Here is a 21,556-nt window from a genome sequence, read left to right on the forward strand (position 1 = left end):
GCCCTTCCTTATTCGCATCAGCGAACGTACACGTACGCCGTCACCTCAAAACCCAGGCGAAGATCGCAATAAGCGGGTTTGACCCACGTCATGATGGCTTCCTCCCTCATCGTCGGAGTTCAATAGGCCAGGCAAACAGTCTGCCTGGCCTGCTAAGAATATCAGCGCGCCCGTCAGCACCAATCGTCATATAGTATATGATGACGCGGTTCATTCGACGGCGCACTCTTGCAGGTTCTTGCAGGAGGTTATTTTAGAATTTGTATAATTAAAAATTCCAAAGAGGCGCGGCTTTGTGATTCATGTGTCAGCGTGTTGCACGGATGGGAGGAGTCTGTTCCTGCCCCTCGGGTCTCCCTGTCATGCCGCATAAAGCCAATGCCGCTGGCCGTTACCATATTCCGCGGCCGAAATGGCGCTTTACGAATTGGGCGGATTACAACGAGGTGTTGCGTCGGCGGGGCAGCCTGACCGTGGGGATCACGCCCGAAGCGATTGCGAGCTGGAAGGCGGCGCCACGGACGACACGGGGCGGGCAGCCCAACTACTCGGACCTGGCAATCACGACAGCATTGATGCTGCGCGCGGTCTTTCATCTGGCGTTGCGCCAGACCGAAGGGCTGATCGGCCGCATCCTGCGGCTGCTCGGGCTCGACCTGTCGGTGCCCGATCATTCCACCATCGCTTGGCGCGCCAGGACAGTCGCGCTGCCCAGCAAGCCACGCTCATCCAGCGGCCCCCTTCACCCGTTGGTGGACAGTACGGGGCTGAAGCTGTGCGGGCCGGGCGAGTGGTTGATCGAGAAGCACGGAACTCGCAAGCGGCGCTCCTGGAGGAAGTCGCACCGCGGCGTGGATGCGGAGAGCGGCCGAATCGTTGCGGCCACGCTGACCGACCGCGACTACAACGATGCCACTCAGGTCGGGCCGTTACTCGACCAAATCGACGAACCGGTGGCCGCACTCACCGGGGATGGCGCCTATAACCGGACCGGGGTCTACGCCTCGGTCCACCAGCGCCATCCCGAAGCGCGGTCGTGGCACCGCCTTGCGCCGACGCCGTACTCAGCGACACCTTCGCGACCGCGCCCAAGCAGCGCGACCGGCACGTCCAGATGATCACGGAGAACGGCCGGATGGCTTGGCACCGGGACAGCCAGTACAATGTGCGGGCGCGGTTAGAGGGACAGATCGGCCGCTGGAAGCAGGTCATTGGACCGGCCCTGCGCTTCCACACCGATGAGGCGCAAGCCACCGAGGTAGCCATCGCCGCCGCGGCCCTCAACCGAATGGTCGACCTCGGACGCCCGAACTCTGTCCGCCTCGCCTGATTACGGACGCGAGCCAAGCGGAACTGTAACCCCGGCCACCTCCGTGCGACACACTGGCATCCGTTCGAACTCGTTCGCCAGGGCGGCGGTGGCGCCGATCACGAAGCGCATGGCCGGACTCCTCAGGCTGCTGTGGCGGACGCCGGCTCGCGGTGCAGCTCGGCGTAGCGGCTGGCGAAGAACAGGAGCGGCGCGCCGTCGTGGTGTTCGAAGCGGTGCACGCGGCCCAGGACGACCACGTGATCGCCGGCCTCCACAAGGCGGTGCGTGGTGCACTCGAACTGCGCGAGGCAGTCGGGCAACAGGGGCACGCCGCCCAGACCGGGCGTCCAGTCAATCCCGGCGAACCGCTCCTCGCTGCGCGACGCGAAGCGCGTCGAGAGATGGTGCTGATCGTCGGCGAGCACGTTCACGGCGAAGCGACTGGCCTCGCCGAACGCGGGCAGGCTGGCGGAGGACCGCATCAGGCTCCACAGCACCAACGGCGGGTCCAGTGACACCGAGCTAAAGGAGTTCACGGTCAGGCCAACCGGAGTGCCCGCCGGGGTCAGCGTGGTGATCACCGCCACCCCGGTGGCGTACCGGGCGTAGGCGTCGCGTAGCGAGCGGAGATGTGGGTCGGGAGACATCGGGAGCGTCCTTTCTATTGGCTGGCCAGGAAGGTGATGAAGTCGCCCTTCTCGCGGGCGGTGCAGGCGCAGCCGAGGACGTTGACGCAGTCGCGCTCGAAGCGCTTCTCGACCTCAGCCGGATCGGTGAGCCGCTTCGGGTTGACCGAAACCGCCATCGGCTCGATGGCCCGCCCGGTGCGGTAGTGGCGCCCCGGCCCGGCGGGGTTCTGGGTGTGGCAACTGGCGCAGGCCGGGGTTTCGGCCACCTTGCCGCCGCTGTGCGGACCCAAGTAGAGCGCCCGACCACGGTCGGCGGAGAAGCCGGTGAAGCTTGGATCGGCCTTTTTCGCCTCGGCGGCGTAGCCGTCCAGGATCTTCGTGCGGTTCGGGTCGGCGGTGGCCGCCAGGGCGATGCCGGCGGTGGTAGCCGCAACGGCGGCAAGGACGAGGAGCAGTCTCATGGAGCCACCCGATCGGAAAGGGTGGAGCGCTGGGTGGTGCCGTGGGATGGGACCTCGGGCGTGAGCCGCTTCAGCCCATGCAGCCCAAAGACCAGGGCGACGTGGGCGATGACGATGTACAGGGAGAACTCGCCGAGGGTCTCGTGCAGGTCCTCGAACGTCACGACAAAGTCTGCCACCGCTCCGGAGGCCGCCGCCAAGCCGACGCCGACGAGGAGGGCTGCGGCCATCCAGGCGATCGGCGGGCTGCGCTCGGCGCGCGCCTTCGGATCGCCGCTGACCAGGCGCTTCACCCGGTGCAGCACCGGACCGGGCGATGGCCGGGGAAGGCGCAGCGGGCTGCCGGCGGGAGCCAGCAGTCCAATCACCAAGCGCAGCACGATGGCGGTGAGCGCCGTGTAGCCGGAGAAGACGTGCATGCCGTAGGTGTCCTCGTCTCCGATGAGGTAGGCGACGACAAACGCGCCAGAGAGGATGGCGTGAAACGCCAGCAACGCGGTCATCTCGGCGGCGGTCGGCTTGCGGGTGGCCATCGCGGTGTCCGTTTTGGATAGAGCGCGCCGGAAGGCGCGGTTCAGTCATCCAGGTTGTCAGCAGCGGCCCAGAGCCCGGCGACGCTCGACGGGTCGTCTACGGTCGCTTGGTAGGCGGTGGCCAGGGCGCCGACAACGAACACGGCCGCGGGGGTGTGGACCATCATCGTTTTCAGCATGGGCGGCGCTCCGGCCGGGGATGATAGGACGTTGACGGGTAGACATGCCCGGGACGGCGCCGGGTGGGGGCTCGTTCCACCCCACCCGTGTCCCGGGGGCGCGGTCAGTCATTGTCGGCGTAGTGGCGGGGGCGATCCGGGGACGCGTCGCGGCTGAATGAGGTGCCGTCCTGGCGGATGATCTGGTCGGCCCGGATGCCGCCTTGCCGGATGCTTCCGACCACGGTGATCTGGTCGCCGGACTGGATGCCGTCCGGCAGGAAGCGGTGGCTGGTGACCGGGATCTCCATCGCCCCGTCGGAGAGGACGAACGATTTCGCGGCGACGGTGCCGACCGTGCCGGTGAGGGTGCCGCCGCCCGCCTCAACCACGTCCATGAGCGCCTGCGGGCTGCTCGGCTGGAGCGCCTGGGTGTGGTGATGGTCACCGGCGGAGGCGGCGCCGGAGAGCGTCAGGAGGCCGAGGGCGGCGAGGGCGGTGGTCTTGAGCATGGCTTCACCTTCAATGCTGGGGAGCGCCGATGCGCTCCATGACCGGCACTCTGCGCCACGCGGCCTGAAGCGAGCCTGAACGGCAGGTTCAGCTGGCATTCAGGGTCGCGACGCAGGGGGAGTACTCCTGTGCTTGGGGCTGTGCGGACGCGGCCCACGGCATCCGGTCGAACGGCGCGCTAAATCACTAGGGAATGGCGTCAGTGGGGCGCTGGGTACCGTCGGCCGGCGGCCTCGATGGAGGGGGGCGCGGGTTGGACGGAGGAATGGCACACGCAGACAACCCAGCCGCCACGGCACAGCCGACGTTAATCCGGGCGGACGGCGGAACGGAGGGCGTCATGAACGGCAACGCCTAGCTTTGGCTTACCCAGCCGATGCTGATCCTGACTTCGCTCGCGATGTTCGTGGTGATCCTTCAACCTTCTGGTATAAGCGCATCCGCTCTCCGACAACGGTTGCCAGCGGGCGGATTACCTCTAGCTGGCGGGAGCGGTCCTGTCCTTGTGGGGCATGAGCGCCGAAGCCCGGCACCAATGGCTCGAGTTGCGTAGGCCGTTCTCCGAGCCGCTCCACCTGGCGTCCGTCGATTACCTGAGGGACAGCTTCCTGGTCTTACGGATCTTCCCGTGCCACATCGAACTCGCGCGAGGGCCGGTTCGACAGGCGGCGATCAAGCCGGCCGCGTGAACCAGTATGAGGCGTACTGCCGGTGGCTCGCCGAGACGGAGCAGGCCATGGACCGTCTGTTCTGGACCCGATCCAAGATTGATCTGACCCTGTTCGCGCGGGTCGCGGCCCTCTCCGATTTGCCCGGGGCCGCTGAGACGTTGGCGAGGCTGACGAAGATCGCGGCGGAACTCTCTGTGCGAAACCAGCGATCGCAATCCGATCGGGAGGATGCGCATCGCTCCCGCGCGATATGCCACAGGAGCCCCCGACAGATCTCAATCGAGCAGAAGGTTTACTCGCTGCGGCAGAATCCTGACTAGTACTACAGTCGGGCATTATAGGTTTGGGTGCGTCGTTTCCAATGTGCCCGTCTTGCCCGTTGCTGGTGACGTCTTCGCCAAAGTGACCAAGCGATAACGGCGCTTTGATTGGGTGGTGCGTTGACCACGAGATGGTAGAGGAGCCGTCGGATTTCCGGCACGGTCAGGGGAAGGAGATCGGCTGTCAGGTCGACCAGGTCCTCTCCCCCCGATAGCCGCCTTGCGCAGGACGGTGAGGAAGGCGAATGCCAGCATGGCCAAGGTGATGTGGCGGTGCCAGCCGGTCCAGGAGCGCACCTCGTACTGGTCGAGCCCGACCTCGCTCTTGGCCATCTCGAAGGCGGACTCAATGGTCCAGCGCACGCCTGCCACCCGTACCAGATCGGCCAGAGCGGTGCCTTCCGGCGCACAGGTCAGGTAGAAGGTCAATTCCCCATCCCCCAGGCGGCGCCGGATCAACAGGGCTTTGCTCCAGCCCTCGGGCGCACCGCGGAACGGCAGGCGGGCCCAATCGTACAAGCGCGGGCCCTTGGTGCCATCGCCCGCGCTGAGCCGGTGCCAGCCATCGGCCGGCACCTCTTCCACCCAGTCGCTCACCGTGCCCGGCCACAGCCGCTGGCCGCTGGTGACGGTCAGCACATAGCCGACCCGACGGCGCTCCAGTTCGCGCCGGATGGCGCTGTCGGTGCCGTAGACGCTGTCGCCCGCTACCCAGGCGCAGGGGACACCGGCGTCCAGCGCCCGCTCCAGCATCGTCAGCCCCAGCTTGGGCTTGGTAGCGAACGCGACCGTCTCGGGCACCCAGGCAGTGCGGCGGCGCTCTTCGTCACCGGCCCAGGACTGTGGCAGATACAAGGTTCGGTCGATCAGGGCATAGCCGTGCCGGCCGGCGTAGCCCAGGAAGACGCCGATCTGGCAGTTCTCGATACGCCCGGCCGTGCCGGAGTATTGACGCTGCACGCCGACCGAACGCTCGCCCTTCTTCAGGAACCCGGTTTCGTCCAGCACCAGCACGGCGTCGGGATCACCCAGATGCTCGACGACGTAAGCCCGCAAGTCGTCGCGAACGGCGTCGGCGTCCCAACGCATACGGGCCAGGAAATCCTGCACGCTGTCAGGGCTGGCGTCGCCAGCCGCCTCCGCCAGATGCCAGCCATTCTTGCGTTCCAGCGGCGCCAGAAGCCCGGCCAGATAGCGCCGTGCCCGCTCGCGCGCCTCGGGCCGGCAAAATCGTGGACCGATCCGGGTGGCCAAAGCTTCCAAATCGCTTGCCCAACTCGCCGCTTCCGTCACTGTCGTCATCCTAACCTCCCTCCGGTAGGATGAACCCTTCAACAGCCAGCAAAGCAGATAATCCCGGCTGTAGTACTAACGTCCGGTCGCGATCGACGAAATGGTGCTTTAGGTCAGCCGCCACATGGATCGTGAGGAGCCCCATGAAGCGGAAGGCGAGAAGTTCGTGGACTTTCGTCAGGATCTCCTTCGAAGCCTCATTCTTCTCAATCAGCGCCAGGATGGTGACAACACCGAGTTCCACTTGGTGTCCCGCCGTCGACAGCATGAGCCAACCGACGATGGGAACCGCAAACATCAGCGCATAAAGCGTGCCATGGGCCATCTTGGCGCCTGTCATCAGCCAGGAGCCTTCGGGCCCGATGGGGTTGGCGCGGGATGCATGAGGCGCCAGGCGAGCCGCGCGACGGCCAACACCAGGGCGATCATGCCGATGATCTCGTGTACATCGTAGAGAGCATAGCGCTCCGGCCCCTTGGGCACCTCGGTCATGACGAACCCGAGGACGAACAGGGCCGCGAACACGACCTCCATCAGCCAGTGGAGCAACTTGGCGACGGAATCGTAGGATTGCGTTGGCTGCGCTTGCATGACGACCTCCATCGTGACGGTCCGTTCGGCGGATAGGCGCGGGCTTGGTCGAAACCCGGACGACTTGGAGCAGAGGCAGCACCCACAACATTAACATCCATGCATTGACCGAGGAGCAGGACCGATTGCCACACGCTCGGATGCGTGGACGAATGGCGCCGTCGATAACTTTGGCGCACAAATTGGCGCGAGAGCGGAGTTCACCGGCGGCCAGTCGTAGGACACCTCCACGCCGCGTTCGGCCAGCAGTTCCTCGACATCCCGATAACTATGCGTGAAGCGGAGATAAAGCCAGTTTGCATGCTGGATGATCGCGGGCGGGAACTGATGGCGGGCATACGAGAGCGGCAACATCCGAGCAAGATAATGCCGCCACGGGTGCCCTGCCACCGTTCCCGTGACAACGCCCGCGGCGTGGACGGCGGCAAAAAGATCCGCGGTATCAAGCTCCAGCTCGGGGTGGAGGAGTACGGCATTCCGCTGGCCATCGCCGGCAACCTGCGGCGTCTCCGGCCCAAGCCCAGCCCGCGCTGGTATCTGGACGAGATGGTGATCAGGGTCAGCGGAAAGCTGATGTACTTGTGGCGGGCTGTCGATGACAAGGCGAGGTGTTGGAGGTGCTCGTCCAGCGCCGGCACGATAAGTCTGCAACCCGCAAGCTGATGCGTAAACTGCTGAAGAAGCACGGTTTCGCGCCCACACAGGTCACCACCGAAAAGCTCCAGTCCTACGGGGCCGCCTTCCCCCAATGCGGTCTGACCACCCACCATGAACAGGGGCGGCAAACAAACAACCGCGTCGAGGTCTCACACCAGCCGGTGCGGCGACGAGAGCGCAAGATGCAGCAGTTCAAGTCAACGCGTTCCGCCCAGCGCTTCGTCTGTCTACATGCCGCCGTCTACAACACCTTCAACCTCCAGCGCCACCTGGTCTCCCGCCGTACCCTGCGCACCTTCCGGGCGCAGGCCGTGGCCGACTGGCAGGCCGCGACCGCCTCAACGTGAACCAGTTGCGAAGTTCGCAAGTTCTACTTGCCGACTCAGTTGCCGTGACAAAGCCGACGGAACCCCTTCAGGCTCCCGCTTCCCGCCGCTTGTATAGGATTTCCAGGCAATCCAGATTCTCGTGCAACTGGCGAAATAGATCGCCGGGATCGCCGGACGTCTTGCGCTGATCGTCCGACCGCAATAGGCCGTGCACTGCCAGATCCGCTAAAATCCCAGCGACCTCCCTGGCCGTCTTGCGCCCGCCCTCATGAAACCACCACGTCGTCCAGCTGCACATGCCGATCAGCGCGAAAGCGGCGACGCGGGCGTCGACGGGACGGAACACGCCCTGCTGTATCCCTCGTGCGATTTGCGCCGTGAAATGATCGAGCACGGCCCGCTTGGATCGCTCGTGCACTGCGCGCAGGTCGGGCGGCAGTTCCACCTCGGTCCGATCGACGACCCGGAACTGGAGGGCATGCGAGAGGAGAAGCTCCACATGGCCGCTCACCATGGAGCGCAGCACTTCGACCGGATCGTCGTCGGTGCGGGCTGAGAGCATGGCGGATTGCCGATCGCTGACGACGGTGACTTCCTCCACCAGCGAAGCCAGCACCTCCTCCTTGCTTTTGAAGTAGTAGTAGAGCGCGGTGCGCCCGACATTCAGCGCGTCGGCGACGTCCTGGAAGCTGGTGCCCGCGAAGCCGCGTTCGGCGAACAGCTTCGCCGCCGCGTCGAGCACGCTCTGGCGCAGCAGCGCCTTCCGGCCGGTTTCCGCTTTGGCCGATGTTCTGCCCACCCCGTCCTCCTACCCGGTATCTCCATGCCGCAGGATGGGAGGTTTTGACGCGCACGTCAAATTTTTGAAGCGTTGACAGACGTGCCTTTCGACACCCGTTGGCATCGAAGTCTTTGAAAAACTTGTGCTGAACGGCAATGACCACAGCTTAGGTGCGACAAATCGCGGCTTGACAGGAATTTCCACCTATTGACGGTTCCGTCAATTATTCGGCACGATGTCAAATATGCAGGGCAGGCAGCATCATTGAATAGCCCTGCCAGCCTGCCTCAAGACCAACATACGGGCGGATCGCGCCGCCCCTCGAAAGGGAGACGATGGACATGCCGGTTTCGGGCATACCCACGCCTGCTGCACATCAGGCTGCGGATCAGGCGGCGACGGCGGGATTTCTCAACACCGATTGGAATCCCCGCGACCTTCCCGACGGCACGGTGACGCGCAACGTGGCGCTACGCACGGCCGACCGGGCGGCTACGGGGGGCACGCTTTATGTCCGCGGGCGCAGCGACACGGTCGTGTGCATCATGCATCCCCGGGAGTTCATGGCCTGCCATTACCTTGTACCGGATATTGTAGAGGCCGGATTCGCGGCTTGGTCCCAGTCGCCCCGCTCCGTCGGCAACGACAGCCGGCTGGAGCACGAGACGGCTCTGTTCGACGTCGCCGCTGGGCTGTCCTTCCTGCGCGCCCAGGGCTTCCGCCGCATCGTCCTGCTCGGCAACTCCGGCGGCGGCAGTCTCTACGCCTTCTACATGCAGCAGTCTCAGCTGGAGCCGGAGCGGCGGATCGCCCGCACGCCCGGCGGCCGGCCGACCAACCTCGCGTCACTTGACATGCCGGTGGCGGACGGGCTGGTGCTGGTCGCTCCTCACCCCGGCCAGGGCATGCTGCTGATGGGCTGCATCGACCCGTCGGTGACCGACGAGGACGACGCGCTGTCGGTGGAGCCCGCCCTCGACCCCTTCAGCCCGGCGAACGGCTTCGCGGAGCCTCCGGGACAGTCCCGCTATGCCCCGGACTTCGTCGAGCGCTACCGCTCCGCCCAGCAGGCCCGGATCGCGCGCCTGGACGAGCGGGCGCGTGCCCTGATCGCGGCAAGGCTGGCGGCGCGCAAGCGCGCCAAGGAAACCGGCAGCGTTGACGACCGGCGGCGCGGCGCCCACACGCCGCTGATGACCGTCTGGCGGACCGACGCCGACCTGCGTTGCTTCGATTTGAGCCTCGATCCTTCCGACCGCGGCTACGGCACGCTGTGGGGGCGGGATCCCTTCGCCTCCAACTACGGCGCGGTCGGCTTTGCCCGCGTCTGCTCGCCGGAGGCGTGGCTGTCGACGTGGTCAGGCCTGTCATCCAACGCCGCCCTATACAAGACCGCGCCGGCCATCGAACAGCCGTTGCTGCTGGTCGAGTACACCGGCGACGTCTCGACCTTCCCGTCGACTACCGCGGCTCTGTTCGACGGCTTCTCCACACGACACAAGACCCATCTGCGCATCCGCGGCGACCACCACGGTCGGGCACTGATCCCGGAAGAGGAGCCGGGGCGCTACGCCGCCGGCCGGGCGGTCGGCGACTGGCTGCGCGACCATTTCGGCGGCTGAGCGCCACGAACGATAGGATTTCAAGGAGACCAGCATGCTTGAACAACCCGCGACGCGGCTCCGCCTGCGCGGCGTGGACCATACCGCCCGCCCGACCTGGAAACTGCGCGAAACCGTGGAGTTCTACCGCGACAAGCTGGGCCTGCCGCTCGTCCATGTCATCTCGGCGCGCGGTTGGGGCCCGGCCACCCATCCCGACTTCCTGCATTTCTTCTTCGACAGCGGCAACGGCAGCACGATCGCCTTCTTCTATTATCTCGGGTCCGACCAACCGGAGGCGCTGGTGGGGCGCGCAGCGATGCCACCACTCCCGGACGATCACGTCTTCGACGCGACCCACACCGCCTGGCTTGTCGACAGTGAGGAGGAACTGAAGGGCTGGAAGCGGCGCCTAGAAGCCGAAGGTCTGACAGTCTCGGTGGAGACCACGCACGAAGTGATCGAGTCCATCTACGTGCGCGATCCCAACGGCTATTTCGTGGAAATCACGCGCAAGCTGCGGCCGCTGAACGCCATCGATTCCACCGACGCCGCACTGACCCTGCGGGCCGCCATGGACGCGGAGGACGCAGCATCCGCCGAAGGCCGGCGCGTCATCGCCATTGACGAGATCTGGGCACGCAAGTCCACGTTGCTCAATCCGGACGGCGGTCACGCGGCGGTCAGCATCTTCGTGCCGCGGCTGGAGGAATTCGCCAGCCTGACCCGCGCTGCCCGCGGGCGCGACGACTGCACCGTCACCGCGCTGGACATCCACGACCGCATCGATGCCGCTGGGCCGGTCGAGTTCCAGCGTCGTGCGCTCGGGCTGAAGCCGGCGGTCTGGTACGGACTTTTCACCGGCGGCATCTGCGGTCGGATCGAAATCTTCGACCGCGACCGCGTCGTCATCGCCCCCGCTGCTTAGCCGGCTTGCAAATTAAAAGGCATATAGGGGAGGACAGAGATGACAGGAATCCGCAATCCCATAAGCGGAGTCGTCTATACGCCGGCCGATCAGGCCGAACGATACCTTGCCGACGGGGCCTGGATCCCTTCCACCGTCGGGGACGTGCTACGCGCCACCGCAGCCCGCCATCCTGACAAGCCGGCTCTGATCAGCGACGAGCGGACCGTGACCTTCGCCGAACTGGACGGGGCGAGCGAGCGGTTGGCCGCGGCGCTGCTGGCGCTGGGCCTTGCCGCCGGCGACCGCGCGATATTCCAGATGGGCACGACGATCGAGACGGTAATCGCGCTCGCCGCCTGCTTCAAGGCGGGAATCGTCCCCGTCTGCACGCTACCGCAGCACCGCGAGGTGGAGATCGGCGAGCTGGCCCGGCAGAGCGGCGCCCGCGGCTACTTCGTCCAGGCAGACTTCAGCCGCTTCGACCTCGCCGGTTTTGCCGTGTCCATAATGGAACGGCACCCCGGCCTGCAACATCTCGTGGTTGCGCGGGGCGGGAGGTCCGCCGGACTGGCGCTGGAGGATCTGATCGCCGCCGTTCCGGCGGAAACCGCGCGCGCCCGGCTGGCCGGCTTGCCCTTCGGTCCACAAGACGTCCTGACCTTCCAGCTGTCCGGCGGCACGACCGGACTGCCCAAGATCATTCCGCGCTTCCATGCCGAATATCTGGGTCATGTGCGGCACCTGATGGGGCTCTACGGGATGACGGCGGACAGCCGCATTTTGTGGTCGCTGCCCCTGCTGCACAATGCCGCTCAGGTTTATGCGCTGATGCCGATGATGCTCGGCGGGGCGACCGTCGTCCTGATGCCGAGGGTCGACATCCGGCGCATGCTGGAGCTGATCGAAGCGCACAGCGTCACCCACGCATTGTCGGTCGGCCCCATCGCACCGCAACTGATGGGCTATCCGGACATCCGGCGGCACGACCTGTCCTCCCTCCGCCTGTTCGCGACGATGAGCCGCGCCGACAAGCTGGAGGAGCACATCGGCGTGCCCTGCTCGAACCTTTACGGCATCACCGAAGGGTTGCTTCTCGGTTCGCCGGCGGACGCCCAGACGGAGCGGCGGCACCGCACGCAGGGCACCTCCGGCTGTCCGTTCGACGAGATCCGGCTGCTCGAACCGGGGACCGAGACCCCGGTGCCGCCCGGCCAGATGGGCCAGATGGGCGAGCTGTGCTTCCGTGGCCCGTCCAGCCTGCGCGGCTACCTCGACAACCCGACGGCGAACGCCGGGGCTTTCACGTCCGACGGCTTCTACCGCACGGGCGACATCATGACGGCCCATGTCGTGAATGGGCAGACCTGCTACGCCTTCGAAGGGCGCCTGCGCGACAACGTCAACCGCGGTGGCGAGAAGATCGGCTGCGAAGAAGTGGAGGCCTATGTCAGCCGCCATCCCAGCGTCGCCGACGCCAAACTGGTCGCCATGCCCGATCCGCTCTATGGCGAGAAGGGCTGCATCTTCATCGTCACGCGGCCAGGCATGCCGGCTCCGAACGTGCAGGAGTTGGGTGCCTTCCTGACCGGTTGCGGGCTTGCGAAATACAAATGCCCGGAGCGCGTCGAAGTGCTGGACGAGTTCCCCCTCACCCGCGTCGGCAAGCTGGACAAGCCGGCGCTGAAGACACTGATCGCCGACAAGTTGGCGGCTGAAACCACGGCAGGTGCGGCATGACTCCCAACGATTTCACAGCAACCGAATACATCGTCGGCACCACCCCGCTGGTGATCCGCCGCCGCGTGAAATGGGGGGAGTGCGACCCGGCCGGAGTCGTCTACACCGTCACCTTCAGTGAATACGTCATCTCGGCCGCGGAGCTGTTCTACGGCTGCCTGTTCGGCACCACCCCGCAGCGCGCCAAGGACGAGCAGGGGTTCGGCACGCCCACCCGCGCGCTCGACTTCGATTTCCGCCGGTCGCTGCGGCCGGACGAGGAGTTCGAGATGACCGTCACGGTCGCGGAAATCCGGAACCGGACCTACGTGCTGCGGATTTGCGCCCGCACACTCACTGGCGACATCGCGTTCCTGGCGCATCTGACCCCCGTCTGCGTCGCGCGCGGCGAACGCCGCTCCATCGACATCCCCCCGGCATTCCGGCAGGCGCTGGAACGCTACCACGGCGCCTGCGCGGCGGAAGGAGGCCCGGCATGAAGATCACCATCATCGGGGGCGGCCCGGCCGGCCTTTATTTTGCTCTGCTCGCCAAGAAGCACGACCCGGCGCACGACATCCAAATCTTCGAACAGAACCCGCGAGGCGCCACCTACGGCTGGGGTGTTGTCTTTTCCGACGTGGGCCTTTCCTTTCTGAAGGAAGCGGACCCGGACTTCTTCGCCGAATTCACCGCCGGGCACGAGTGCTGCGACTATATGGAGATCGTGCACCGCGATACCCGCGTGCAGATCCACGGCAATCACTTCTCCCGCACCGCCCGGCTCGCCATGCTCGAAGCGCTGGAGCACGCCTGCCGGCGGGTGGGGGTGGAGATCCGGCATGGCGAGCGCATCACGGACATCGACGCGCTGGCGCGTGACGCCGACCTGCTGGTTGGCGCCGACGGCGCCAACAGCGCGGTGCGCCTGCACTACGCCGAACAGTTCCGCCCCAGCTTCGAACAGCGACGCAACAAGTTCGCCTGGTACGGTACGCGCCAGCGCTTCCATCCCGTCTCGCTGATCTTCCGCGAAACCTCGGCAGGCGTTTTCATCGCCCACAGCTACCAGTACAGCCCGGAGTTCAGCACCTTTCTGGTCGAGGTCGATCCGGAGACGTGGCTGCGCGCTGGCTTCGACCGGATGAGCGAGGAGGAGAGCAGCCGCGCCTGCGCCGAAATATTCCGTGCCGACCTTGGCAGTAACCCATTGCTGACCAACCGGTCGCACTGGTTCGAGGCGAACATCGTGCGCAACGAACACTGGCACCACCGAAACGTCGTGCTTCTGGGCGACGCGCTGCGCACCGTGCATTTCTCGCTGGGGTCCGGCACCCGCATGGCCATGCAGGACGCTATCGCACTTCATCGTGGGATCGTCGACCATCCGGGCGACCTGCCCGCCGCCTTCACCGCCTTCGAAGCGCAGCGCCGCCGGTCTTCCTCCAGCTTCCAGGGAGCTGCCGCGCGCAGCCTGGACTGGTACGAGACGGTTGCCGGCAAGCTCCACCTCGACCCCATCGGCTTCGCCTACGACTACATGCGGCGCACCGGGCAGGTCAGCCACGAGGATTTGCGCCGCCGCGATCCGCACTTCACCGCCGCCTACGAGGCGCAGAACAACGACGAACCCCTGGGGAGGACGGCATGAACACGGTCAGCGTTTCCGACGTCATCGGGCGCAGCCGGCTGGGCGGCCTGCAATTGCGCGTCGTCGCGCTCTGCACCTTTTGCATGATCGTCGACGGTTTCGACGTCCAGGCAATGGGCTATGTGGCGCCAGCGATCATCAGCGACTGGGGTATCCAGAAGGCGGACCTCGGCACCGTATTCGGCGCGGCGTTGCTGGGCATGACCCTGGGTGCTCTGGTCATGGGCATGATCGCCGACCGGTTCGGCCGCCGCCCGGTGCTGATCGCCGCCATGCTATGCCTGGCACTCACCAGTTTCGCGACCTCGCAGGCTACCAGCGTCGAGGAGTTGCGATGGATGCGCTTCCTGACGGGCCTGTGCATGGGTGCGATCGTTCCGAACGCTGTGGCTCTGGCCGGGGAGTTCAGCCCGGTGCGGGTGCGTATCACCCTGATGATGGTCGCCTCATCCGGCTTCATCCTCGGCGGAGCCGTGGGCGGGGTCGTCGCCGGCCTGCTCATCCCGGCCCATGGCTGGCATGCGGTGTTCCTCGCCGGTGCAGCCGCCCCGCTGCTGTTGGGCGTGGCGATGCTCGCCCTGCTGCCGGAATCCCTTCAATACCTGACGGTGAGGGGGCGGAACCTGGAGCAGGTGCGACGCTGGCTTGCCCGGATCGAGCCGGGCCTGGCCATGCGCGACGACACGATCCTGGCTGCGGCCGACCGTCCGGCGCGTGGTGCGCCGATCCTGGAGCTGTTCCGCGGCGCGATGGCGGTGGCGACGCCGCTGCTGTGGCTGCTGAACTTCATGAACCTGCTTGCCGCCTATTTCCTCGCCAACTGGCTGCCCGTGATCATGACGGAGGCCGGCCATCCCGCTTCCGCAGCGGTGCTGGTGGGAACGATCTTCTGGGTCGGCGGACTGGTCGGCAACCTGCTGCTCGGCTGGCTGGTCGACCGGCACGGCTTCGGCCCGACGCTGGCGATCAATCTGCTGGCCGGCGCACTCGGCGTGGCGCTGATCGGACAGGTCTCTGGCTCACTGGGGATTGCGGGCGTGGTAATCGCGGTGGCCGGCTTCTGCATCTTGGGGGGACAGTCCGCGCTGAACGCGCTCGCCGCCGCCTTCTACCCGACACCGGTTCGCTCGACCGGTGCGGGCTGGGCGCTTGGCATCGGCCGGCTGGGGTCGATCTTTGGGCCGGTCATCGGCGGGGAACTGATGCGGCTGAACTGGTCCACCGCGGACCTTCTGGTGGTAGCCGCCATTCCGTGCCTGATCGCGCTGGCCGGCAACCTGCTGCTCTGGGCGCTTGGCCGGCTACCGCGCACGGCCGGCAGCGTTTCCGGCGCACTGCCTCCGCAACCTGCCCGATCCCGCACCTGAGGAGTCCGCACCATGACCCGGACCTACCGCATCGGGCAGATCGTGCCCAGTTCCAACACGACCATGGAAACCGAAATCCCGGCCATGCTGCGCGCCCGCGAGGCGGTGCTGCCGGAACGCTTCACTTTCCATTCCAGCCGGATGCGCATGCATCGGGTGGTGAAGGAGGAGTTGGAGGCGATGAACCGTGAAAGCCTGCGCTGTGCCGCCGAACTTGCCGACGCCCGCGTCGACGTGATGAGCACGGCCTGCCTCGTCGCCATCATGGCGATGGGCTTCGGCCACCACCGCACTGTGGAGCAGGAACTGGCCGAAGTCGCACGCGCGAACCATTGCACAGCACCGGTGATGACTTCGGCCGGCGCGCTGATCGATGGGCTGAAGGCGCTAGGCGCGCGCCGCATCGCCCTGATGGCACCCTACACCCGTCCCCTGACCGAACTGGTGGTGGCTTACATCGAGCATGAAGGGATCGAGGTGATCGACTGGCGGTGTTTCGAGATCGCCGACAACCTGGAGGTCGGCCGCCGAGACCCCATGCGGCTGGTCGAGGACGTGCGTTCGTTGAAGACGGCTGGGGCGGACGTCGTAGTCGCCTCGGCCTGCGTGCAGATGCCGTCCCTTCCGGCAATCCGCCCCATTGAGGAGATGCTGGGCATCCCGACAGTCTCCACGGCGGTCTGCACTGTGTACGGCATGCTCACCCGTCTTGGTCTAATCCCCGCGGTTCCTGGCGCCGGGGCGTTGCTGGAGGAAGGCGGACCAGTCTGGGGCTGACTGCCAAGGACAACGTCAATTTGTTGTTACTGTGTAGATTCCGACTGAATGTTCTGTCAGCCTTCCCGTCATCTTGTTCGGCGACGCAAGGCGGACGTAGAGGATAACGTCCACTCTGGAGGTGATCGAAACGGCTCTGTTGCAAAGCTTACCGGCAGGCGGCGCACGCACTTTCTGCCCGCTCGTCGAAAGATGCCACTCACCGCATCAACTGCCGGCGAGCCGGCGGCGGGCATAGGCGGCGGTGAGGTAGCGGCTCACCAGGGCCTCGAAGTCAGCGGCCTTCATCCCGCGGATCCCCATTGCCTCGAGCACCACGATCCGCTTGCGACGGTTCACCTTGTTGTAAATGGAAAAGCCGATCCGGTTGGGCAGAGGCGCCTCCTCATGCAGAGCCAGCACCAGCGCCAGCCGGCGCGATGCCGTCACCTGCATCCCCGCCACATCGGTCCAGGCGATTGCCTCCCGCAGCCGGGCCGACACCAGCGCGTCGGGGGTCAATGTCATCAGTGGCGCCTTCGTCTTATGGCGGACCCAGGCCGCGTAGGCCAAAGCGATGCAGACACCGAGGGCCGTCACCGCTCCAACGAAGGCCGTCGTCCCCGGATCGTTGCCGATGCCGAGTGACTGCCCGAAGAAGATGGTGCCGATGGCAAAGGCGACGAACATTGCCGCGATGAAGGCCATGGCCCAGATCATCGGCCTGCCGTTCTCGTAGAGCATCGTGTGCTCCTCCGGAACGGCTGCGGCGGCGGCCTCTAGCTCCGCCCGGTCCAGCCGATGTGCCTCCCGCGCCTCGTCGAGGAACGCCGCCGTCAGAGCCTGACAAATCCCGCTCCAGTCGGCGAACAGCCGATGCGGCAGGCTGGTGTCTTCCGCAACCGGTCCGCGAGCGGCGCGGGCCAGCAGGCGCTCGTCGAGCCGGACGCCAAGGGTGCTGATCCGCAGGGTGGTCGGCGGATGGCTGTCGGTCGGATGTGGCTGGCACTCTTCCAGATACGCAGCGGGATCGGGGAGACCGCCTTCGACGCGCCGCTGGATTTCGGCCATCAGATCTGGCCCGGACGTTTCCGGGGCGGAGAAGGCATCATTCAGCGTCCCAACGATGGCCGGCGCCAGTGCCGCGCTGCGAAGCAGGGCAAGGGGAACGCTCTCCGTACCACTGACCAGACTGGCCCGGCGGTCAGCCTCCAGCTCGCGCTGCCGCCTGTGTTGGGCGACCGCGAGGTCGAAACTCTCCAGCGTGTGGAAGCCGAGATGCAGAGCGGGGGTGAGCACGAAACCGCCGGTGCCGGAACGCTCGCCGAGCGCGGTCAGGGTCCGCCACAATCCGGCATGGATCGGGGCGAAGCGGCGGCTGTAGGTGGTATCCCCGCCCGAGAAATGGGCCAGTTCATGCCCGATGACCGCCGCGAGTTCGGTCTCGCCGAGCAGCGGCAGGCAAGGAGCCGGCAAATGAAGGGTACGGCCCTGCAGCACCCGCTCTCCGCCGAGCGGCCGGACCGGCGCCTCGGTAACGAAGAAGCCCTCGGTCAGGCCGATCAGAATGCTGTCCGGCATCAGCGCCTCGTGCCGGACCGCCAAGTCCTCGACGAAACGCCAGAGGCCGGGCGCCTCGTCCCGGCTCACCACCAACCCACGGATGTCGAGCGGTTCCATGGTGTAGAGGTCGAAGACCCGGCGCAGTGCGATCACCGCCATCACGGCACTGTAGGCGGCGAGTGCCGCGAGCGTCACGGCAGCGGCGAAGAGTTTCATGCTGCCGGTCGACAGATGGTCCCAGAACCACAGGCTCGCCGCTTCGAAAAGCGAAGCCGAAACACTGGCAATGCTGAGGCCGACGAGCACGGCGGCGAGCGCGAAGGGCAGGCCCCGCCTCAAGCGGTCGAAGTTCCGGACCAGGGCGTCGCGCGACCGCTGCGCCCGCAGCGCCGCGACCCGTGCCGCCAGCACCCCGGTGAGCCCGGCAAGGAAGGCCAGCAGGCCGCCGGCCATCGTGCCCCAGCTCAACGGGTAGCGGATCAGTGAAACCTCGGTGCCCTCGTCCATTGTGTCGATGACGTTGCGGACCCCGGCAATGGCCATCGAGACCGGCATGCGGCGGCCATCCGGTCCGCCCATGGTCACGAAGGCCGACGGATTGTTCGCTTCGATCCGCTGGAGTTGGGCAAGCGCCTCCGGCAATTCCTGTCCGGCTTGCCGGTAGTCGGCGAGCGTCGCGGCGGCCCGCTGCTCCTGCGTAATCCCGAGCGCCACAAACATCAGTGGAACGATCAGAAGCCAGACGGCGCGAAGAGCCCATAGAGGAAAACGAAAAGCACGCCGGACGGTGCCAGCCGTACCACCGGAAGCGATTGTGTCCGACACGCCTGACCCCCCATTTTTCGATGAATCGTGCGGGAGGATCGCGCAATGCGCGAAGCGGGGCCAGCCACCCGGAAGGGGTAGGTCCATCTGATGGTCGACAGCACCGGGTTGAAATTTGCCGGCCAGGGGGAGTGGTTGATCGAAAAGCACGGAACTCGTAAGCGGCGGTCTTGGAAGAAGCTGCACGTTGGCGTTTATGCCTCCACCGGCCGGATCGTGGCGGCGACGCTGACCGACCGCATGGTCGATGACGCAGCGGTGGTCGGGCCCCTGCTCGACCAAGTCACGGCCCCGGTGAGCGGGCTCACCGGTGACGGCACCTATGACCGGGCTGGGGGTCTACGCGGCGGTGCACGCCCGTCAACCTGAGGCCGTGGTGGTGGCGCCCCCACGGACCGACGCCGTTCTCAGCGACAGGGCTGATACCGCCCCCACGCCGCGTGATCACCACGTCCAGGCCATTATCGAAAGCGGTCGCCTGGCTTGGCAACGGACCAGCAGCTGCAATCACAGAGTTCGTGTCGAGGACCAGATCGGACGCTGGAAGCAGGTCCTTGGCGACGGCCTGCGCTTCTCACCGATCAGGCTCAGGCCAACGAGGTCTTCATCGGCGTGCTCGCCCTCAATCGCATGCTCATCTCGGACGCCCGGAGTCTGTCCGCCTTGCCTGAGCAATGGCAGGATAAGGGCGAAGCCTGACATCCGCCACCTCCGTGCAACACGCTGACGTTTGTGGGAATCCCTCGATTCAGATGCCTGTCAAACTGCTCTAGGCATTGCCATTTTACGCAGACGCCTGCCGGCTCAGCGCGTCCTTCACGTGGCCCAGCCGTTCGTGAATACCGAAAACGACGATCATGCCTTCGCAGGCCACGCGCCACATCAGCAAACCGAAAGCGGTTCCGGCCAAGGTGACGATGAAGGTGCCAACTCCTGCCGCCGCATCCCAACGCATCATGCCGAGTCCACCGATAGCCGAAACAACGCCCCCAACGGCGCCTCCAATCAGGCCAATCCAGTAGAGAACCTTGATAACTGGAATTGCGATCATGCGATCAAAGGAAAGATGGTTGGAGAAAATCTTAATCACCTTGAGGTCTCCTGTTAAAAAACTATTTTTGTTGGTGAAGGTTTTGCGGAAAAACCTGTTATTATTCTGGTCGTCGTCAGATCCGAGGTTATTCTGGGCGAGATAATCATCGGTGCAATATAGACATTATGTCGCAGTCCGCTTGACTGCCTTCTGCTCTCCGGTAGACGTGTGGACCGGCGTCTTAGCGATGGTGCGCAAGGGGCAGGTCGCCGCCATTCCCGCCAGCAACATGGCCGCCTAGCAGGCTGCTGAAAAACTACCAGCGGTGAGCCTTGAGCTGGATCTCGTCGCCGTGGTGGATGCTGATTTCAACCTCGAGGCTCCCATCCTCGGCCAATTCGACCGTGCCGGTGCCGCGGATAGGTGTCATCTCGTCGCTGCCCTCGAAATCGAAGAAGATGGTGCTGACGCCAGTCTCGCACTCCAGGCCGGCTTGAAGGGCGCCGAACACCATCTCGCCGCGGCCGTCGACGTCGAAGCGGATGTAGGCCGGCTCGACCAGATCGAGATATGCACGGTCCCACTGGTCGGCTTCGATGAGGCGCCACTTGCCGAGCACCTTGCAGCGTCGCGCCGCCGTCATGGCGCCGTAGCCAGCAGCTTGGGCAGCCGGATCAGGTTGTAGGCTGCCGTGGCGAAGGTAAAGGCCCAGCCCACCCGGGCGGTGCCGCGGAAGCGGCTCTTGCGATGACCGGCCACCGTCTTGATCCAGCCGAATACCTCCTCGATGCGCTTGCGGCAGCGTTGGCTCACCTCGTAGCCGGAATGCCGGGTGGTGCGCGCGTCGATACGCGAACGCCGCCCGGAGATGTTCTGCGCCACGTGCGGCGTCGCCTTCAGTGACCGTAGGTCGGCGACGAAATCCGCCGTGTCGTAGCCCTTGTCGGCGCCCACCGTGATACGGTGCCGGCCTTCCATGGCGCCGATCAGGTCGAGCGCGGCGCTCCGCTCGGCGGTGCCGCTGGCCTGCGTGAGCGTCGCTCCAACCACCAGGCCGTTGCGGTTCTCCATTAGCACGTGCCCCATGAAGCTGAGCTTGGCCTCCTTGCCGCGCCCCTTGCGGAACAGCTTGGCTTCGGGATCGGTCAGACTGGTGTGCGTGTCGTTGCTGCGCCGCTCGCCGTGGAAGTTCCGTTCGCCGTTGCGTCCGGGCCCCGGTGGCTCGTCGCTCCCGTCCTTCGGACGGAAACTCTTCACGCTGGCCCAGGCTTCGATCAACGTCCCGTCCACCGAGAAGTGCTCGTCCGACAGCAAGCCTTTGACCTTGGCGTGCGCCACCACGGCACCGAGGAAAGTGCCGGCCACGTCGCCGGCGAGCAGGCGGTCGCGGTTCTTGGTGAACACTGTCGGGTGCCAGGCCGGATCGTCCACGCCCAGGCCGACGAACCAGCGGAACAGCAGATTGAAGTCAATCTGCTCGGCGAGCTGACGCTCCGAGCGGATCGAGTAAAAGGCTTGCAGCAGCAGCGCCTTGAGCACCTGTTCGGGCGGGATCGACGGCCGCCCGGTGCTGGCGTAAAGTCCGGCGAACGCCGTATCCATGCCGGCCAGCACCTCATCGACCACTGCCCGGATCGCCCGCAACGGATGCTTGGCCGGAACCCGCTCCTCCAGAGACACGTAGCTGAACATCCCGCCCTGATGCGACTGCCGTCCGCGCATACCCGTGACCTCACCTGACCACCGCAAGGAAAGCGAATCACAACCATGCCGCGCCGGGAAGGGTGTTTTTCAGCAGCCTGCTAGGCGACCTTCATCGCCCGTCTGTTCGGTGTGGCCGCCTGACGACGCCGACGCCACGACTTTCCGCGCCGACCGTCAAGCAT

General features: G+C 65.8%; 25 protein-coding genes and 2 pseudogenes. 12 read left to right on the forward strand and 15 right to left on the reverse strand.

Annotation, left to right across the window (positions count from 1 at the left end):
- Positions 1-17 precede the first annotated feature (17 nt).
- A complete protein-coding gene (gene pqqA, locus M5E06_RS35870; protein ID WP_502801992.1) occupies positions 18-92 on the reverse strand; it encodes a pyrroloquinoline quinone precursor peptide PqqA in 75 nt (24 codons plus the stop codon).
- 270 nt (positions 93-362) lie between these two features.
- On the opposite strand from pqqA, the pseudogene M5E06_RS16555 reads away from it, so the two are divergent.
- Positions 363-1,330, forward strand: a pseudogene (locus M5E06_RS16555) (IS5 family transposase).
- Positions 1,331-1,452: 122 nt separating this feature from the next.
- Here M5E06_RS16555 and M5E06_RS16560 read toward each other — a convergent pair.
- The 5 genes from M5E06_RS16560 to M5E06_RS16580 form a co-directional block, all read right to left on the reverse strand.
- Positions 1,453-1,959, reverse strand: coding sequence for a flavin reductase family protein (locus tag M5E06_RS16560; RefSeq protein ID WP_252139101.1), 507 nt, complete (start codon positions 1,957-1,959; stop codon positions 1,453-1,455).
- Positions 1,960-1,973: 14 nt separating this feature from the next.
- Positions 1,974-2,402, reverse strand: a complete 429-nt coding sequence (locus tag M5E06_RS16565; RefSeq protein WP_252139102.1) for a DUF1924 domain-containing protein — start codon at positions 2,400-2,402, stop codon at positions 1,974-1,976.
- On the reverse strand, positions 2,399-2,935 hold the full coding sequence (locus M5E06_RS16570; protein WP_252139103.1) for a hypothetical protein: 537 nt from the start codon (positions 2,933-2,935) through the stop codon (positions 2,399-2,401). Before M5E06_RS16570 ends, M5E06_RS16565 begins: the two co-directional genes overlap by 4 nt.
- A 41-nt stretch (positions 2,936-2,976) precedes the next feature.
- Entirely contained in the window at positions 2,977-3,114 is a 138-nt protein-coding gene (locus M5E06_RS16575) for a hypothetical protein (RefSeq protein ID WP_252139104.1), read from the reverse strand.
- Between the two features lie 104 nt (positions 3,115-3,218).
- Positions 3,219-3,605 (reverse strand): hypothetical protein, encoded by a 387-nt coding sequence (locus M5E06_RS16580; protein ID WP_252139105.1) that lies wholly within the window; start codon positions 3,603-3,605, stop codon positions 3,219-3,221.
- A 737-nt stretch (positions 3,606-4,342) separates the two neighbouring features.
- Between M5E06_RS16580 and M5E06_RS16585 the strand changes: the two genes are divergently transcribed.
- Positions 4,343-4,597, forward strand: a complete 255-nt coding sequence (locus M5E06_RS16585; protein ID WP_252139106.1) for a hypothetical protein — start codon at positions 4,343-4,345, stop codon at positions 4,595-4,597.
- Between the two features lie 15 nt (positions 4,598-4,612).
- Here M5E06_RS16585 and M5E06_RS16590 read toward each other — a convergent pair whose 3' ends face one another.
- The 4 genes and pseudogenes from M5E06_RS16590 to M5E06_RS16605 all read right to left on the reverse strand — a co-directional run.
- Positions 4,613-5,899, reverse strand: a complete 1,287-nt coding sequence (locus M5E06_RS16590; RefSeq protein WP_252139107.1) for an IS701 family transposase — start codon at positions 5,897-5,899, stop codon at positions 4,613-4,615.
- A 1-nt stretch (position 5,900) separates the two neighbouring features.
- The gene (locus M5E06_RS16595; protein WP_252139108.1) at positions 5,901-6,230 is read right to left on the reverse strand and encodes a cytochrome b; all 330 of its coding nucleotides are present in this window, start codon (positions 6,228-6,230) and stop codon (positions 5,901-5,903) included.
- Entirely contained in the window at positions 6,230-6,493 is a 264-nt protein-coding gene (locus M5E06_RS16600) for a cytochrome b (RefSeq protein WP_252139109.1), read from the reverse strand. Before M5E06_RS16600 ends, M5E06_RS16595 begins: the two co-directional genes overlap by 1 nt.
- 201 nt (positions 6,494-6,694) lie before the next feature.
- Positions 6,695-6,835 (reverse strand): annotated as a pseudogene (locus M5E06_RS16605) (IS6 family transposase); the annotation flags it as partial.
- Between M5E06_RS16605 and M5E06_RS36065 the strand changes: the two are divergent.
- Both M5E06_RS36065 and M5E06_RS16610 read left to right on the forward strand, forming a co-directional pair.
- Positions 6,782-7,144: a DDE-type integrase/transposase/recombinase gene (locus M5E06_RS36065; protein WP_502801994.1), complete on the forward strand. Its 363-nt coding sequence runs from the start codon at positions 6,782-6,784 to the stop codon at positions 7,142-7,144. The pseudogene M5E06_RS16605 and the gene M5E06_RS36065 overlap by 54 nt on opposite strands.
- Complete coding sequence (locus M5E06_RS16610; protein ID WP_502801993.1) at positions 7,099-7,485, forward strand: DDE-type integrase/transposase/recombinase; 387 nt, start codon at positions 7,099-7,101, stop codon at positions 7,483-7,485. Before M5E06_RS36065 ends, M5E06_RS16610 begins: the two co-directional genes overlap by 46 nt.
- Before the next feature lie 67 nt (positions 7,486-7,552).
- Here the strand turns inward: M5E06_RS16610 and M5E06_RS16615 are convergent, their stop codons facing one another.
- Complete coding sequence (locus M5E06_RS16615) at positions 7,553-8,266, reverse strand: TetR/AcrR family transcriptional regulator (RefSeq protein ID WP_252139110.1); 714 nt, start codon at positions 8,264-8,266, stop codon at positions 7,553-7,555.
- 317 nt (positions 8,267-8,583) lie between these two features.
- Here M5E06_RS16615 and M5E06_RS16620 point away from each other — a divergent pair, with 317 nt between their 5' ends.
- Genes M5E06_RS16620 through M5E06_RS16650 form a run of 7 tightly spaced genes read left to right on the forward strand, consistent with a single transcriptional unit; the run spans position 8,584 to position 16,270 of the window.
- Positions 8,584-9,870: an alpha/beta fold hydrolase gene (locus M5E06_RS16620; protein WP_252139111.1), complete on the forward strand. Its 1,287-nt coding sequence runs from the start codon at positions 8,584-8,586 to the stop codon at positions 9,868-9,870.
- 34 nt (positions 9,871-9,904) lie between these two features.
- Positions 9,905-10,777 carry a VOC family protein gene (locus M5E06_RS16625; protein WP_252139112.1) on the forward strand — a complete coding sequence of 291 codons (873 nt, stop codon included), beginning with the start codon at positions 9,905-9,907 and terminating at the stop codon, positions 10,775-10,777.
- A 39-nt stretch (positions 10,778-10,816) separates the two neighbouring features.
- Positions 10,817-12,496 carry an AMP-binding protein gene (locus M5E06_RS16630; protein WP_252139113.1) on the forward strand — a complete coding sequence of 560 codons (1,680 nt, stop codon included), beginning with the start codon at positions 10,817-10,819 and terminating at the stop codon, positions 12,494-12,496.
- Positions 12,493-12,975, forward strand: coding sequence for an acyl-CoA thioesterase (locus tag M5E06_RS16635; protein WP_252139114.1), 483 nt, complete (start codon positions 12,493-12,495; stop codon positions 12,973-12,975). Before M5E06_RS16630 ends, M5E06_RS16635 begins: the two co-directional genes overlap by 4 nt.
- Positions 12,972-14,126, forward strand: a complete 1,155-nt coding sequence (locus tag M5E06_RS16640) for an FAD-dependent monooxygenase (protein WP_252139115.1) — start codon at positions 12,972-12,974, stop codon at positions 14,124-14,126. Before M5E06_RS16635 ends, M5E06_RS16640 begins: the two co-directional genes overlap by 4 nt.
- Positions 14,123-15,493 (forward strand): MFS transporter, encoded by a 1,371-nt coding sequence (locus M5E06_RS16645; protein ID WP_252139116.1) that lies wholly within the window; start codon positions 14,123-14,125, stop codon positions 15,491-15,493. The genes M5E06_RS16640 and M5E06_RS16645 overlap by 4 nt, the downstream gene beginning before the upstream one ends.
- A 12-nt stretch (positions 15,494-15,505) precedes the next feature.
- Complete coding sequence (locus tag M5E06_RS16650; protein WP_286208824.1) at positions 15,506-16,270, forward strand: maleate cis-trans isomerase family protein; 765 nt, start codon at positions 15,506-15,508, stop codon at positions 16,268-16,270.
- Between the two features lie 207 nt (positions 16,271-16,477).
- Here the strand turns inward: M5E06_RS16650 and M5E06_RS16655 are convergent, their stop codons facing one another.
- A complete protein-coding gene (locus tag M5E06_RS16655; RefSeq protein WP_252139117.1) occupies positions 16,478-18,532 on the reverse strand; it encodes a M48 family metallopeptidase in 2,055 nt (684 codons plus the stop codon).
- A gap of 195 nt (positions 18,533-18,727) precedes the next feature.
- On the opposite strand from M5E06_RS16655, the gene M5E06_RS16660 reads away from it, so the two are divergent.
- Positions 18,728-19,006 (forward strand): transposase, encoded by a 279-nt coding sequence (locus tag M5E06_RS16660; RefSeq protein ID WP_252139118.1) that lies wholly within the window; start codon positions 18,728-18,730, stop codon positions 19,004-19,006.
- A gap of 415 nt (positions 19,007-19,421) precedes the next feature.
- Here the strand turns inward: M5E06_RS16660 and M5E06_RS16665 are convergent, their stop codons facing one another.
- The 3 genes from M5E06_RS16665 to M5E06_RS16675 all read right to left on the reverse strand — a co-directional run bounded on the left by M5E06_RS16665 (position 19,422) and on the right by M5E06_RS16675 (position 21,392).
- Positions 19,422-19,727: a DUF4282 domain-containing protein gene (locus M5E06_RS16665; RefSeq protein WP_252139119.1), complete on the reverse strand. Its 306-nt coding sequence runs from the start codon at positions 19,725-19,727 to the stop codon at positions 19,422-19,424.
- 259 nt (positions 19,728-19,986) lie between these two features.
- Positions 19,987-20,313 (reverse strand): hypothetical protein, encoded by a 327-nt coding sequence (locus M5E06_RS16670; RefSeq protein WP_252139120.1) that lies wholly within the window; start codon positions 20,311-20,313, stop codon positions 19,987-19,989.
- Positions 20,310-21,392 carry an IS5 family transposase gene (locus M5E06_RS16675; RefSeq protein ID WP_252139121.1) on the reverse strand — a complete coding sequence of 361 codons (1,083 nt, stop codon included), beginning with the start codon at positions 21,390-21,392 and terminating at the stop codon, positions 20,310-20,312. Before M5E06_RS16675 ends, M5E06_RS16670 begins: the two co-directional genes overlap by 4 nt.
- Positions 21,393-21,556: the final 164 nt, after the last annotated feature.

This window comes from Azospirillum sp. A1-3 (assembly GCF_023806445.1).
In the GTDB taxonomy this organism is placed as follows: Bacteria; Pseudomonadota; Alphaproteobacteria; order Azospirillales; family Azospirillaceae; genus Azospirillum.